We start from the raw sequence: 16085 nt of genomic DNA, 5'->3' as shown, positions 1-16085 counted from the left end.
ATATTAAATCGCCTTGTCAATCGGGAACTTCATTCCTGCAAAAGCTTTTTTACTTGTCCAATCGGCATCAGGAGAATTCCAGAATTCATCGTCTGCTGGTAAACCCAACGGAAGAAAAGAAACGGTACACAAATACAAGCTTCCCGTTGAAATATAGGATTCACCGACCTCCGCCTGATGTCCGGCCAAACCAATCGTTAACCAGCCGTTGGTGTCGAACGTTCCCGGAGCTTCCAGTGTCTTTTTGATCACCGCAGTAAGTGCACTGCGAACCTGTGCCGGTTTGATATGCGCAGGCAATTGCTTTTGCAATGCCACCTGACTCAACAATTGAAATGCACCGCACCGATAGGCCAGCGAGCGACCGACCGGAGGAAATGTTCCTTCCGGTGATATGAGTCGTTCCTGAATTTCAGCATAGCGTTGCGCGCGCTTGAGTACCCTCGCTGACAATTCTTTGCCATCGTCCTTTCCTTCATTCAACACCTTCAGTATATCCAGCAGCATCGGTTGGATAACGTAGCTGTTGTAATAGTCGAAATGAAAATCCGGACCATCGCCATATATACCATCGCCTTTATACCATTCCTCGTGCGATTTCAACGCATAGTCTATACGCACGGTATCATAGTCGTTGGTAAATTTCAACAGCGCAGCTTCAATCATCGCGCTGAAAAGAAGCCAGTTGGAATAATACGGTTTTATAACACGGGTTGAGCGAAGTGCTGTAACAAGATGTTGCTGTGTTGCCGCATCAAGATTGCCCCAGAGTTGCTTCGGTGCGCGCAACAGTGCATGTGCGAGAAACGCGGCATCAACCAGTGGCTGACGCAACTGCGTAAAGTTCATATAGCTCTTCGCTGCAGGTGTAACAGCATGCTGAATAGCCTTCGCTGATAACGCAATGAACTTCTGTCGAAGCTGACCTTCTTTGGTTTGATCAGCACCGAGCTCAAGCCAGGGCGCCAGTCCGGCCAGCGTGCGTCCCAATGCCTCGAGGTACGTAACTTCCTTTCGCGAAGACAACTCTCCCTCCACACACTCTACAGGCATCAGTTCTTTGATACGATCCTGCTGCAGTGCCGATAAGACCGGCTCCGCGACACGCGTTACCATGTTGACCCAGTACTCACGGTCGGTACGGACTTCTTTGAAATATAGTTCCGGTTGTTTGATACTCAACAGCGGTGCTAACGTGCTGCCGGCTCCCAGCAGCGAAAAGCCTTTTAAAAAATTTCTCCTGATCATTTTTTATCGTTCCCGTACATTGATATATAGGTATATATACCGTGTGCTATTCCATTTTATAAATTTCGCTTCCGGCCAGTAAAAATGCACCGGCACCATATTCCTGGTAATTGTCAATGGTAACTTTATCGGGTGAAGCTCCGATGGGTTGTACCCACTGTAATTTACCCTCTTTCGTGACGTATTTATTTAGTCCTTCCCATGCATTTTTGACAACCGGTAAATATTCTGTTTTATCTAACAATCCCCGGTTAATTCCCCAGGCAAATGCGTAGCAGAAGAATGCTGTACCGCTGGTTTCCGGGTGCGGCACTTCGCTTTCATCCAGCAGGCTTGGGCGCCACAGACCATCTTTACCCTGTATAGCTTTTACAGAGGCTGCCATCTCGCGAAGCAAGGCTATATATTTTTCATAGGCCGGATTATCTTTGGGAAGCACCTGCAATACACGTACGGTTCCGGCCATAACCCAACCGTTGCCCCGAGCCCAGAATGTTTTTTTACCCTGCGGTGTCTTCTTGTTAAAGTACGATTGATCGCGATAGAAAAGATGTTCCTGCGGATCATACAGAAATTCATGCGCATCCCAGAACATCGTGTTGAGAAAATCAAGATAGCGCTGGTCTCCCGTAGCAACCGCTAATTTAGCAAGTACAGGTGGCGCCATAAACAGCGCATCACACCACCACCAGTCTTCGCGGCCCGGCTTTGGATTTGCCATAAGCGAATCGAATGTGTGCTGTATATCAGCAATCATCTGCGGATCCTTTTTCAGATCGTAAAGTTCGAGATAGGTTTGTCCTTTGGCGTGATCATCGGCATGTCGCAGGCGCTCGGCTAATTTCCAATCAAATGATTCCGACCAGGCTGTAGCAGCATCCAGATACCTGGCATCCTGTGTTGTGCGATAGGTTGCCATTACACCGGTATAAAAAGCAGCGCGTGCCCAATCGTTGTCATTCTTCGCGTTGAACGAAACCGGGTTTGCCAATTGCCAGTCGCACACCTTACGCATTTGAGACAGTATACTTTTTTTAGAAAATATATCGGCAAACATTTCTGCTAACAAGCCTGAGGTTGTCAGGACGATAAGCATCATCGTACCGACTACGATGAAATATAATTTCTTTTTCGAATGATTCTGATTCACGTTACAGTAGAGGTTAATGTGATGTCTAAATTCCAATTCGGGCAGGATACACACGAAATTTTTATGATCCCACGTCTAACAATTATACTCGCAGGCTATATCGCGAGGGACTTACGTTATGAAATACTAAAGCATCAGTTACTCCCGAAAACGCTCGGGCCTGCCCCACTGCTTTATTAACCGATTCAATTCATCGCGCGTGATGCTGATCACCGCTCCGTGTCTTGGATGAAAGTCCATGGAAACATTTTCCACCAGCGTGAACGAATCGAGTGTTTTGCTTCGGGTAAATTCATATCTACCCTTGGTATATACATCGTACATCAATATATACTCAGGAGAATTATGAAGTTTGAAAACGCATGCGCCCTCCACGGCATCTTTGGTTTGCTGTAAGTAGTTCTCTTGCTCCGACCATTTACCGGAAGTCAACGAAGTGGATGTAGCTTTCCGGATGCCGTTACCGTGACCTTCGGTTTTATAGAATAAATGATATACTCCGTCTTTGAAAACTATATCACCATCAATACAGGACTTACCATTTGCAGGAAAAAACAATTGCTTCGGTTCGCTTTCCAAATCCGTAAAGGCTTCATTCGCGTAAGCATAGTATATAATATCTTCTCCTTTGCGGCCATGCTTCATCGACCAGTATACCATATACTTATTCTCTTGCGGATCGTAAATAGTCTGTGGCGCCCATACACGCAACAAGCTATCCTGGTTCGAAAATCTCTTTTGCATGTTGATGACGCTGGATTGCCAGTACACCAAATCATCTGATCTCATGAGCACCATGGCACGATTGGAGTTCCAGCCTTTCGAGGAAGTCATATCGGTAACAACCATATAGAAAGTTTTTCCATCGTTGCTTCGCAGAATATGAGGATCGCGAACACCGCCCGTTGAGCTTATCGCTTTTGAATCCACAACAGGTTTATTATTATTTAAGGCGAAGAAATTTAGTCCATCGATGCTCACCGCATAGTGAATTGATTCATCCGCTACTGCATTACCGGTAAAGTACACAAACAAGTATGCTGACCGGTCTTTTTCAGCGGAAGAAGGTTGTTGCGCAAAGCCTGAAAAAAATGTAATGGATAAGAAGATGAATATAATCTTGCTCATAAGTACATGCAGGGTGTTCAAACGATATACAATTATTGAACCAATATACCGGGATAATATACTTCTAAAAAACGAATAGTCTTTCATACAAGTATGCCGTAAGCAACTTACGCTTACGGCACACTTAACAAACTCCGATGCTGCTTCTAATCGGTCACTTTATCTTCATCAGCAACAGCTTCCTCCCAGGTTTCCCACTTCGGTGTAGCAGCATCATAACCGGCATAACCATAGTTTTGACTCAGCACGCCTTTGTTGTTCGCTGTTATAGCAGCATTGGGTATAGGCCAGTAAAAGTTACGCTTGTCCATGGTATAGTTGAACGTACCGGTTCTCACGCTTACAGAGCCTTTGTTATATATGCTATAGTGCATGATGCGCTGATACCAGTAGCTGCCGCCGGTTGCATCTGTACCTGACTGCTTGTCGAACGTATTAACATCGTAAGAATTACCCCACTCGTCTGACTTGCCACTCAGTGCCAGGCAGTATGAGACACGACTCAATTCTACGTTACGCCACTCTTCCAGGTATAGCTCGCGTGCGCGCTCGTTCATGATGTCGCCAATCGTAACGGTCGAGTATAGCTGTGTACACAATGCTCGCTTACGAACTTCATTTACATCTTCTGCAGCAGAAGCAGCATCGCCTAAATAGAATTTAGCTTCGGCACGCAGCAGGTATGTTTCTGCCAGGCGGTAAAAATACCAGTCAGCATTGCCACCGTTGGTAGCACCGTTGAACTGCGTGGCACCCGGGTTTGCTTCTGCAAGTACATCTTCGAGATATAGTTTGTAATGAGGCCAGTCAAACCAGTCGCGGATTGTATCGCTACACAACAGAGCGTTTGTAGTCGGGTGACGAAGAACCAGGTTTTGACCATACCACGCAGATGTCTTATCATTATACTTCAGCGAAGTCATCTTGCCCCAGTTACCTACGGTGCTGTTATGACGCAAGTCACCTTCGTCATTCTGTCCATTTACATTCCATACAGCATGCGTAGCAAAATATGTAGGACGAAATGTACCTATACCACGGCCTACCGCTCGCAGGTAATCATACTGTGAATTATAGTTCGATGTGTTGTTACGTGCATAGTTGTTTACTGCATTTTTACCATCTGGTGTTTTTGTACCGTTGCCATCATTCCAGAACGGTCCAAAGATTCGCATCGTCAGAAATTGAATGAACGACTCCGATGTAGTGCCGCGATTAGGCATACCCAGAATTACTTCTTTGTTGGCACCGATCAATTTGTTTTCAGGACGATGCAAGTCCCAAATTACATTTCGCGTAATCGGCCAGGTCTGCGGTTCGCCACCATCATTGAAGGTACCAAATGTAGTCTGCATGAGTTGATATCCGGATTGACTGATCAGTATATCTGCCTGCTCCTTCGCTTTTTCAAACTGTCCGGTAGCGAGGTAACATTTGATCAGCAACTGGCGGCAAGCACCTTTGTTGATCATGCCTATATATCCCATGTCTTTTTGATCGGGCACCCACTCCACGGCAAACTCCATGTCCTTGGTGATCATCTCCAGGATCGCTTCCTTCTTCGTAGAGCGGTAATTCTGTTTAGGCACCTGAAGAATTTTAGTTACCAACGGAACATCTCCGAATTGAAACACAAGTGTGAGATAGCGGAAGGAACGATGGAAGTATGCTCTTCCAAGATACGCGTTCTTCGTTGCTTCATCCAGACCTTTCACATTCTCAATAAAACTGGTGATCGTGTTCGCGTATTTAATTCCATTGTACGTCTCGTCCCAGAAGTAACTGATGCGGTTACGATCTCCGTTCTCTGCACCTCCTGTTGGCGTAAGCACGTTGGCTATATCCGAGAACATACCGCCATCATCCGTCTTGCTGGCAACAGCCATTTCCGAAAACATATACTCGGTTGCTATCGGAACCGATATATTATTGTTCGAGCTGTTGTAGAATGTCCAGTAACTTCGCAGGTGTCGATCTGCCATCGCCAGCACAGCCTGCAGGCCAGACTCCGTACTCAGCGTAGTAGACGGTTCATAAAATGACAGCGGGTCGGGTTCCAGAAATTCATCGGAACAACTGGGAAATACTACGAACGGTACAAGTATCAGAAGCTTCCCCACTATAGCGCGTATATCTTTAAACGTATTTTTCATTGCTCGTTACTTTAAAAAGTTACATTTAATCCAATTGTAAACAGTCGTGTTGCCAGGCCTCCGGTTTCAGGGTCGCCATACTCCCAGTTTTTATTCCAGACAGCCACGTTGCGAACGGTACCATATACCTTTACTTTCTCAATGTCCCATCGTGAAGACAACTGCGTTGGTATCGTATATCCCAGCGTGATGTTTTCAAGACGAACAAAGGAGCGGTTGTAAAGTCTTCCGGGTGAAGTTATACCGGCAGGTCCACGTGAATCCAGTCGGGCGTATTCATTGGTCGGATTGTCCAATGTCCAATAAGGCTTCGCGTACATGTTCATTCCGTACGTTACCAGCGAGCCGCCATTGTCCTGATTCAGGTAATTACCATCTATACTTTTATGTCCGGAGTAAGCGTATATATTGATCGATACCGTGAGATTTCTGAACAGTGTGAAATCGTTTCGAAGCGACCAGTGCAACGGAGGGGCTGTCTGACCGAGAAACTCTTTATCGCTGTCGTTATATACCGGGGTGGTGGTGCCATCAGCGTTCACCTTATCATCTGCGGTATAATTGTTTGCTACTTTCGGATCTCCCGGGCGCTGTCCATATTTAGCAGCTTCTGCAGCCTCCTCTTTTTGCCACACTCCGGTTACATTATAATTCCATATAGCACTGATCGGTTGCCCTATAAACCAGTTGTTGGTTCGGTCATCCATCTCCTTTACGCCTACTACATTTCCTTCTGCATCAATTATACTTTCATATTGATAGTATAGATGCTTGATCTCGTTCTTGTAGTATGACAAGCCGAGTGTCGTGCGCCATTCGAAATTCTGATTTTTAACATTCACCGAGTTGATCATAAGTTCTATACCTCTGTTTTGAACTTCACCCAGGTTGGTAGCGATCGATGAGAAACCAGAGAAGCCGGGCAGGCGCTGCGTCATGATCATGTCATTGGTATTGCTCACGTAATACTCGATGCTACCCGAGATTCGGTCTGCGAAGAAACCATAGTCGAGACCAACGTTCCAGCTCTTGGTCTTCTCCCACTGCAGGTATGGATTCGCGAGACGATCAATGGTGAGATAACGAACTTGTACCGTGCTACCCGATGCATTGATATACCCTTGTGTTGCACCAGTGCCGGCACCGAGGTTTGCGAGCGACAAGTATGGATCTGCGAGTGAACGGTTACCATTCTTACCCCATGACACACGCAACTTACCGGTGCTCATCGGTGCCCATTGGAAAAATTTCTCATTAACGAATGACCAACCCACCGCTACAGAGGGAAATGTAGCATACGGATTCGAACTACCGAATGCCGAGTAACCATCTCTGCGAACAGATGTCGTTACCATATAGCGATCATCGTACGAGTAGAACAAGCGGGCCATGAGTGCGTTCGCTGTCTGGTGCGTATCGGTTGACGAAAAATTACTTTCCGCTTTACCTCCGTTTTGTGTGTTATGCAAACCGAGCGCGTCTGATGGTTGAATGTTGCGTGCTTCAATTCGGTCTTGCCAGTACCTGCGTTCTTCTGCTTCCTGCACAAGCGTAACATTCACGTGGTGCTTCTCTGCTATAGTCTGGTCCCAGGTAATGGTATTGTTAAGCGACCAATCAAAACGTTTTGCCTGTTCGCGGTTTACACCATGATCGATCGCGAGCCAGTCCGGATGTTCGGTTGATTCGAAGTAACGATCATAAAAATACTGGTAGCGAGGTGCTGCATTGAATCTATAGGTGATGTTAAACGGAAGGGTAACTTTTGCGGAGAGAATTGAATTCAATACAGTATATCCTTTCTCAAGGTCCATATACTGCCTGTCGAAATCAAAATTATAGCCGCGGTGTGGTGCTGCATCTCCCATCGGGTGTGCTACTAATTGTCCCGTGCTGTCGGCATACGTTGCATAGGGGCTGTTGCGTACCTGGTTGGCATCCCAGTAGTTCAACCCTAAACCTGGTTGGAGGCCGCCATCGGTTCGATCCTGAAAGTTTACGTTGGCCCCAATCGTGATCCACTTGTTTACTTTACCTTCTACACTCAGGTTCGAGCGTATAGCCCGGTAGTTGTCTCCTACAATGGCACCTTCGTTCTTCACGTAGCCCATCGACATATAGTAATTGATACGATCGCTGGCTCCCGATACACTCAGGTTGTAGTCCTGGTTAAAGCCGGTACGGAAGGTATGATCGTACCAGTCAAACGACCTACCTGCGAGGTAATTGGACAGGGAGTTAAAGCCGAGTCCTAAACGCTTCGCATATATACTGGCATCCGATTCATTCGCTTCGTTGGTAGTATAGGCTCTCCAATCAGTCAATGAAACGCCCAGGGCACCGAGATTCTCCGGACTATCAAAATATCCCGGACGATTTACATACGCTGCGGTCTGGTATGCTTCGTAATTTCCGGTTGTGGCATTTACACCATAGGTAGAAGTTTTATACCAATCCTGGCGATACTGCATGTATTGATCCGGACCAAATACTTCACGATACGCACTGCGGCTTGTCGTGCCTATATTTGAGTTGAAGACAATAACCGGTTTACCTTCTTTTCCTTTTTTGGTGGTGATGATGATAACACCGTTCGCGGCCTGCGCTCCATATACCGCAGCAGCAGAAGCATCTTTCAACAGGTCGATCTGCTCTATATCATCCGGGTTGATTTCAGAGAGTTCACCATAGAAGATCATACCGTTGAGTACAATCAGCGGATCGTTGTGACCACCGTCAGTATATACCGAACGTTGACCACGTACCTGTAATGATCCTCCACCTTTTGCCGATGGATCATAGCCTACATTTAAACCCGGGGTACCGCGGAGGATGTCTTGCACGGTCTTCGGATTTTCATTCTCAAGTCGCGAAGGTTGAATCTGTATAATGGCACCGGTAAGATCTTTTTTCTGCATGGTACCATAGCCGACTACAACGACTTCCGACAGTTGCTGTATATCCGGTTGAAGCGCTACGTTGATTACCTGCAGATTTACAACGGGCACTTCCTGTTGCTCGTAGCCGATGAATGTAAAAACCAGCACGGCATTTTCATTGGCTATACTCAATGAATAGTTACCATTCGCATCGGTAGTTGTACCCGAAGTAGTGCCTTTGATAACAATGTTCACGCCCGGTAATGGCGTGTTGTCATCCTTCGATGTTACTTTACCGCTAACAATAAACTCCTGTTGAACTCCGTAGTTGACCGTTGCTCCTGCCACCGGAGTTAGGGCAAACGTAATGACGATGGCCATCAACAGTTCGCTTCTAATAAATAGTAAAAGTTGTTTTCCCATAGTGGATCATCTTTAAGGTTAGGTAATAGATTAACAGACATACTCAGGCAAAGCCTCAGTCGTCAGGTCTGAGTAAAAGAATACTGTTAAGTATGAGCGGAAAGCAGAGCTTCGGATTGCTATAGCAGCACGTGTCTCAAAACATTTGGCGCTGTTGGCAATCGATTCACAACACTTCCTGATTCAAGCAGGAAGCATTTTGTGTGCACTCTGTTATCAAAGCATTCTTTGCCGCGGTGCAACACATCTGGCGGGCGCCAGCGAACTGGTTTCTAGTAAACATTTACGTCTCATTCAATTTTGGTTTGGGTAAAACATGTAAATCAAGACGGGTCGGCTTGAACAAACAGCTCCTTATATCGAGAAAACTGCTGTGTGGACTTTGCAAGTCTTTCCGCCCCTGATATTTCAAAATTATCGCTGAAACGGCCTTTTTCCGGGGGGTCAATTCGGGGTTTGTTGGGGGTGACTTAGACTTTTTCAAACGTTTTAAAGAACACTTCAAACGGTTTCAATACAAAATAATGTCTTCGTAACACTTTTCTTTATTAGCCCTTACTTTCGGATGTCATCGCTCTGTACCTTATGAGTTGTCGGTCTGGAGATACGCCTCCTGATGATCGTTGTCTCATCGCTCAGAATGGAATCGCACAGCCACGGTGATGAGTTCAGTGTCGCTTCGAAAAGACTTTCGGCGTTGCCAACCTCTGAGGTTTATTAATTTAACTTTTAAAAACAAAGTACTTTTAATTACATTAGTTTTATAAATAGAATAGGGTCGGAAAGTAAAATAGGACAAACCCAAAAATTCAGATTATGAAAAACAAGACAGGTATGGCGATCGGTTTTATCGCAGGTGTAGCAGGCTTTCTTTTTTTATTCAAAATAATCATCCTGGATAATACACCTCCATCGGATGAACTTGCACCCGGAATTGTGGTGATGGCTTCCATACTGAACGGAATCATACTCTCCTACATCGGTTCACTGCTTCAAAATTACCTGCGAAAGAAAAAGACACTATAGCCAACAGCGTCAGTACGATTGAAGTATATACCTGGCAATATATAGGCTTGGAGAAATGATCATCCCATCAGTTTCTTACGGAATATATATACTTACCAAGCCCCTGTCCTATTTGCCAGACGCGGGGCTCACACCTTCAGAGGTCATCTTTACGCGCTCCAATGTTCCGTCAGCTTTGTAATACAAACGGTCAATGCAGATTGATCTGCTATAGCTGCCTCCGTCATGCTGCAGCGCTCCATTGTGATAAATGAAGTATGGATTTCCTTTAAACTCAACAATTGCCTGGTGATTGGTGTTGCTATTCCCGGCAATCTCGTTGAGAATTCCCTGGTATACATACGGACCTTCTATACGATCGGCCATCGCGTATGCTATTCGTTCGGGGAAACCCGTTGCATACGACAAGAAGTATTTGCCGTTGTGTTTATGAACCCACGGTGCCTCGGTAAACTGAAAGTCCTTAAAGTCAATCTTCTTTATTTCACCATCAATCTCAATCATGTTATCCTTTAGCTTCGCATAGTAACATTGCCCGTTACCCCAAAACAACCACGCCTGACCATCGTCATCAACAAACACAGCCGGATCTATACAGGCCCATGAATGTGTGGACGCGAAGCAATCTTTGTTCGTTAACAACGGCTTACCCAATGCATCTCTATAGGGACCTTGCGGACGATCAGCAACGGCAACACCTATACCTGTCCAATTCGTGCTGATATACCAGTAATACTTTCCGTTTCGTTCAACAACATGTCCCGCATAGGCATCACCACTCTTGGCCCATGCGAAGTCGGTAATTTTCAGTGATGCCGGGTATTGTGTCCACGTCTTCAGATCGGTGGTGGAGAAAACCAGCCAGTCTTTCATTTTATATCCCTTTTGTGCACCGGTAGAATCATGCCCTGCGAAAAGCCACAACGTATCTCCCTTCACCAATGCTCCGGGATCTGCTGTATACTCATGCGTGATGATCGGGTTGGCAGAAGATGTAAAACGATATTGATCAGAAGACTCAAGCGGACGTACCAGCGCACCGGGTACACCGCCCCACTTCGCCTGCAACAAGCGTGCTTCTTCCCTCGTGATTCCAATCACACTGCCATGACGGGGATTGAAATTTTTCTTAAAAGACTCGGGAGTTTGTGTGAAGTTTACCAGGTCGCTGCTGCGTTGAAATTCATAACGCAGGTTGGTATATAGATCGTACATTAAAATATACTCTTCAGAATTATTGAGCCTGAACACGCTTGATCCTTCCACAACCGTTCCCTTTGCCGAATAAGCATCCAGGTATTTATAGTCTTCTACCCATGGTCCCCACAACGATTTGCTGGTTGCCTGCTGAATACCATTTTTTATTTCTTTCCCGGACTCATCCTTTGTATTCCCCTTGAAGAAGAAATGATAGATTCCGTTTTTGTAAATGATATCGCCATCTATAGCGCCAAATCTGGGACTAAACATCAGGCGTGGCTCACTTTCAAATCCGGTAAAATCTTTATTGGCATACGCTGCATAAAAATCAAGCTTGTTATCGCCCTCAAAGCGGACCGTGAAATATACCAGGTACTTCTTTGCTTTCGGATCATATATAGTCTGTGGTGCCCATACCCATTTTACATTGCTGAATTTTTGGGGATACGCTTTGGCTAAATCAATAATGCTGTGTGTCCAATTGATCAGATCATCCGAACGCAGCAATACTATACCGGGATTATGCGACCATCCGTTTTTGTGGGCGAACATATCAGTCGCAGTGAGGTAGAAACCTTTGCCATCTTCCCTGCGCAAGATGTGCGGATCGCGAATGCCACCCGTTCCGGATATATCACTTGACGACAAGATGGGTTGATTGGTATTCAGAGCAAACCAGTTCAACGCGTTTTCACTCACTGCAAAACGAAGTTGCTCCTGCTTGTCTTTATCGCCCGAGCCTTCAAAGTAAGCAAAAAGATAGCCTGTAAATTTTTCTTTCACTACAGTTCGGTCTCCTTCCGCTGCATTCTTTTTTTTGCTATTGGCAGCAGCTGAATTTGTTTGTTGACCCCATGTAAAAGAAGCGATGGTCAAAGCCATCATCATGAGCGTTATCTTTTTCATTCTTCGATTGTAGTATTACTTTTTGTTTCAATTGTCAATTACTGCGCACACGATGCTCCATCCACGGGCACTTCATATCCGTACGCAAAAACACTTCGGAAATTAAAGATTGGAAATGGGTTGTAGCACTCGCGTCTGGTGAAACGATTACTGATTCAAGTATAGTGTATTTTCAACACTTCATAAAACTTATTTTTTAATTGGCTGAAAATGCTGATGAAGTATTTTGATCGGGAAAGTTTCGTGACGGCTCACGAAAAAGTATATATATACCTCATTGGCAAGCAGGGCTGACTCACGACATGAAATTCCGGATAAGCTCCGACACCTCATCAAAATTTGTCTCTAACAGCATGTGGCCTGCATCCAGAATATAGACTTGAGCATCTGGCACATCTCTTTTATAGCAAGAAGCTTCGTTCACACGAAAGAACACATCCTTCTTGCCCCAGATAACAAGCGTGGATGGGTGGTATGTGCGCAAATACTTTTGAAATGCGGGGTACATTTCCAGATTACTTTTATAATCGCAATTGAGTTCAAACTGCATATCGATATTACCGGGTCTGCTCATGCGTTCCCAGTCAAGCATCCAGGATTCGGGACTGACACGAGCGAGTTGTTCTTCAGAGAGTCCGGCCGTATACTGCATGCGCACGCCTTCTTCACTTAGAAAAGCTGATACGCGTTTCTTCTTTTCTTCTGTAGGATGTTCCCAGTAATCGCGTGTCTCATCCCATTCCTTGCCGATGCCTTCCATATAGGCATTACCATTCTGAACTATAATTCTTTCGATCTTCTCCGGATGATTCACACATATCCGCAGGCCTATAGGACAACCATAGTCATGGAGATAAATGCTGAAAGATTTCAAGTCAATCACCTCTGTAAACCGGTTCATGTATGCTGCTATATTTTCAAATGTATACCTGAAATTGTTTTTGTCAGGAAACGCGCTGAATCCAAAGCCGGGATAATCCGGAGCCACGAGGTAAAACTTATCAGCGAGTATAACCATCAGGTTTTTAAACATAACCGATGATGTTGGAAAGCCGTGCAACAACAACATTGCTGGATTGTTGCGATCACCAGCTTCACGATAAAAAACATCCACTCCGTCAACTGCGACTGTCTTATTGAAAATTTGACTGCTCATGTTACAACGGCATCTTATTTTACCATCATAAAATAATATGCCTTCACCACGTGCATGCCCGAAGTGGCGCGCAGAAGCGTTATTTCGAACAAGTGGAGCATTCGTGGTGGGCCGCAAAAAAAAGACGCGCTGAAAATCAGCGAACTCGTCAGCGTTTTTTTTATTTTGTCACCAAAAAACGGTGAATAACCTTGAGTAGAACGCAAGCAGGCCTGTGGAGTTTGTGCCGGAATTTTGAAGATATGCTTTCCCTGATTAAATCATTTTGCTTTGCATTCCTGTTTTTTGGCTTTGTGTCCCTGCAAGCAGCGCCTCCGGGTGGACTAAAGTTTCATGGAAGCGAGCAATCCATCAATCAACGCACATCATACAATGTTTTTGGGGAGAAGACTCCCGAGTTTTCAGATCACTTTGATATTGAGTTCAACCTGTCGCTCTTTCCCACAACAGAGTTCGGGTATATCATCCGCATTAAAAACAAGGAAAGTAACCGAATCTATAATCTGTTCTACGATGGTCAGGGCAGTGATCTCGTTTTTAAATTTAATGAAGAGGGCAAGAATAACCTGATCGTGGCCACGATGAATCGTGATGAGCTGCTCGACCTGCACTGGTTTAAAATGAAAATCGTATTCGATCTGAAAAGCGATTCGATTAAACTAACCGTTCATAACAAAACGTTTGGAACCGGTAATGAAGAATTTCCAGAGCTCTACTACCCGATCATTCTCTTCGGTAAAAGCGATCACATCATTGACGTTCCGTCATTCGCTATAAAAGATCTCTCCGTGGGCAACCAGGAGAAATATAGCTTTCCGTTAAATGAAAGCAAAGGCAATGTTGTTTACGATATAAGCGGCAATGCCATGGGTGAAGTTGCCAATCCGGAGTGGCTGGTGAATGATGCCTACCACTGGCGGTATAAGACTTCATTCAAATCGAAGTCAGTAGCAGGTGCTAATTATAACCCGGAGAAAAAAGAGATATACTATTTCAACCGCGATTCACTGCATGTATACAATGTGCGATCGGGCGACACGGATGTTAAAGTTTTCCGGGAAGCATGTCCGGTGAAACTTATGCTGGGCACAAACTTCATCGACACACAACATAACAAACTATATTCGTATGAGACTTACTATTCTCATCCCAACGAAAACTACGCGGGACCAACGGTAGCGAGTCTTGATCTGAATACTTATGAATGGACAGCCGAGAATTCGGAGCAACTCACAAGCCCGCTCCACCATCATGGTTCCTACTTCAACACACCGGCTCAACAGTACACGATCTTCGGGGGTTTTGGACGAATGCGCTATAGCAAGGATTTCTTTGCGTATGATTTACACAGGAAGCAATGGGACACACTTCGTGGCTATACGGGAGACTTTCTCTCCCCTCGTTATTTTTCGTCCGTAGGATATTTAAAAAAGACAAACTGTATATATGTCTTTGGTGGAATGGGCAATGAGTCCGGAGAGCAGACGGTGGGAAGAAAGTATTATTATGATCTCTACAAGATAGATTTGACCACGAAGCATGTCTCAAAGCTTTGGGAAATTCCCTGGGAGCGCGACAATGTAGTTCCGGTAAGAGGAATGGTGATACTGGATGATTCAAGCTTCTACACATTATGTTACCCGGAGCACTTTACGGAATCGCTTCTGAAGCTCTACAGGTTTTCGCTGAAAGACGGCAGTTATGAAATACTGGGAGACTCTATCCCTATATTTTCTGACAAGATTACCACGAACGCCAACCTGTATTACGACAGTATGCTCAACAACCTGTATGCTGTTGTTCAGGAATTTGACGATGATATTTCATCAGACCTGAAAGTATATTCGTTGTCGTTCCCTCCCCTTACGGCACAGGAGCTCGCAAGCTATTCGAGGGAAAAAGGCAATTATGCGCTGGTGATCATTTTCCTTGTCGCTATAGTAGCTGCGGGAGGTATATATTTGTTATACCGAAAACAAAAATCTAAATACAGCACGGTTGAAGGTGACACGGAAGACATTGTTACACTACCTGGTGAAGTTCCGTCAGAAGCGACAGCTATAACATCGCGCCCCAACTCGATTTACCTGTTTGGAGATTTTACCGTTCGCGATCGTAACAACCGGGATGTTACCTATTTGTTCAGCGCACAACTGAAGCAGATATTCTGTCTCATTTTACAATACAGCATAACCGAAAATGGTATAGCATCCGCACGACTCAGCAATATACTGTGGCCTGACAAGCCTGCTGACAAAGTAAAGAACTCAAGAGGTGTTACGATCAACCATTTGCGCAAAGTACTCAGCGAGCTGGATGGTATCGAATTGATCTACGACAAAGGGAATTTCAAGATAGAACAATCCGAAGCGTTTTATTGTGACTATACACGATGTATACAGATCATCTCTTCCAATGAAGTTGATAAGTACAGGGATGAACTCGTGGATATACTATCACGTGGCAAGTTTCTGCAACTCTCCGATCACGAGTTATACGATTCATTCAAAGAAGAAGTAGAAAAGAAACTCGAACCGGTATTGCTGCTGGAGATGGAAAAGAGTTTTACAGCAGAGCTTTATCCAACAACGATTGCCTTTGCAGAAGCCATAACCAACATCGATCCGCTGAATGATGCCGCGTTAACGTTCCAGGTTAAAGCGATGCAACGATTAAAGATGAATGATGAAGCGAGACTGCGCTACCAGACATTTATCATCGAGTATAAAAAAGTAATGGGGACTGATTATCCCCATCCTTTCAAGAGCTTTGTCTGATTATCCGTTAATCGTTAAAAGTCCGGTGTCTCCGCATAT

Annotated in this window: 9 protein-coding genes; 2 read left to right on the top strand and 7 right to left on the bottom strand. The window is 45.0% G+C overall.

Annotated features, from left to right (window positions below; all coding sequences use genetic code 11):
• Positions 1-3 precede the first annotated feature (3 nt).
• From ACFQ21_RS20030 to ACFQ21_RS20010, 5 genes are all read right to left on the bottom strand, one after another.
• Positions 4-1248, bottom strand: a complete 1245-nt coding sequence (locus tag ACFQ21_RS20030) for a DUF2264 domain-containing protein (RefSeq protein ID WP_377581710.1) — start codon at positions 1246-1248, stop codon at positions 4-6.
• A 46-nt stretch (positions 1249-1294) separates the two neighbouring features.
• The gene (locus tag ACFQ21_RS20025; RefSeq protein WP_377581708.1) at positions 1295-2398 is read right to left on the bottom strand and encodes a glycoside hydrolase family 88/105 protein; all 1104 of its coding nucleotides are present in this window, start codon (positions 2396-2398) and stop codon (positions 1295-1297) included.
• 138 nt (positions 2399-2536) lie between these two features.
• Positions 2537-3526, bottom strand: coding sequence for a glycoside hydrolase family 43 protein (locus tag ACFQ21_RS20020; protein ID WP_377581706.1), 990 nt, complete (start codon positions 3524-3526; stop codon positions 2537-2539).
• A gap of 146 nt (positions 3527-3672) precedes the next feature.
• On the bottom strand, positions 3673-5679 hold the full coding sequence (locus ACFQ21_RS20015) for a RagB/SusD family nutrient uptake outer membrane protein (protein ID WP_377581704.1): 2007 nt from the start codon (positions 5677-5679) through the stop codon (positions 3673-3675).
• Between the two features lie 11 nt (positions 5680-5690).
• Positions 5691-8981 carry a SusC/RagA family TonB-linked outer membrane protein gene (locus ACFQ21_RS20010; RefSeq protein ID WP_377581701.1) on the bottom strand — a complete coding sequence of 1097 codons (3291 nt, stop codon included), beginning with the start codon at positions 8979-8981 and terminating at the stop codon, positions 5691-5693.
• Positions 8982-9797: 816 nt separating this feature from the next.
• Between ACFQ21_RS20010 and ACFQ21_RS20005 the strand changes: the two genes are divergently transcribed.
• Positions 9798-10007 carry a hypothetical protein gene (locus ACFQ21_RS20005; protein WP_377581698.1) on the top strand — a complete coding sequence of 70 codons (210 nt, stop codon included), beginning with the start codon at positions 9798-9800 and terminating at the stop codon, positions 10005-10007.
• 108 nt (positions 10008-10115) lie between these two features.
• On the opposite strand, the gene ACFQ21_RS20000 is transcribed toward ACFQ21_RS20005, so the two are convergent.
• Complete coding sequence (locus tag ACFQ21_RS20000; RefSeq protein ID WP_377581696.1) at positions 10116-12113, bottom strand: family 43 glycosylhydrolase; 1998 nt, start codon at positions 12111-12113, stop codon at positions 10116-10118.
• A gap of 295 nt (positions 12114-12408) precedes the next feature.
• Positions 12409-13269, bottom strand: a complete 861-nt coding sequence (locus ACFQ21_RS19995; protein WP_377581694.1) for an alpha/beta fold hydrolase — start codon at positions 13267-13269, stop codon at positions 12409-12411.
• A gap of 191 nt (positions 13270-13460) precedes the next feature.
• Between ACFQ21_RS19995 and ACFQ21_RS19990 the strand changes: the two genes are divergently transcribed.
• Positions 13461-16046, top strand: a complete 2586-nt coding sequence (locus ACFQ21_RS19990; RefSeq protein WP_377581692.1) for a Kelch repeat-containing protein — start codon at positions 13461-13463, stop codon at positions 16044-16046.
• Positions 16047-16085: the final 39 nt, after the last annotated feature.

Source organism: Ohtaekwangia kribbensis, from assembly GCF_042676245.1.
In the GTDB taxonomy this organism is placed as follows: Bacteria; Bacteroidota; Bacteroidia; order Cytophagales; family Cyclobacteriaceae; genus Ohtaekwangia; species Ohtaekwangia kribbensis.
This window is presented reverse-complemented; position numbering and strand designations above follow the sequence as displayed.

Bases quoted from the DNA above. Each gene is read 5' to 3' on its own strand.
- ACFQ21_RS20010 (WP_377581701.1), bottom strand. From the start codon at position 8,981: ATGGGAAAACAACTTTTACTATTTATTAGAAGCGAACTGTTGATGGCC.
- ACFQ21_RS20020 (WP_377581706.1), bottom strand. From the start codon at position 3,526: ATGAGCAAGATTATATTCATCTTCTTATCCATTACATTTTTTTCAGGC.
- ACFQ21_RS20000 (WP_377581696.1), bottom strand. From the start codon at position 12,113: ATGAAAAAGATAACGCTCATGATGATGGCTTTGACCATCGCTTCTTTT.
- ACFQ21_RS20030 (WP_377581710.1), bottom strand. From the start codon at position 1,248: ATGATCAGGAGAAATTTTTTAAAAGGCTTTTCGCTGCTGGGAGCCGGC.
- ACFQ21_RS19995 (WP_377581694.1), bottom strand. From the start codon at position 13,269: ATGAGCAGTCAAATTTTCAATAAGACAGTCGCAGTTGACGGAGTGGAT.
- ACFQ21_RS20005 (WP_377581698.1), top strand. From the start codon at position 9,798: ATGAAAAACAAGACAGGTATGGCGATCGGTTTTATCGCAGGTGTAGCA.
- ACFQ21_RS20015 (WP_377581704.1), bottom strand. From the start codon at position 5,679: ATGAAAAATACGTTTAAAGATATACGCGCTATAGTGGGGAAGCTTCTG.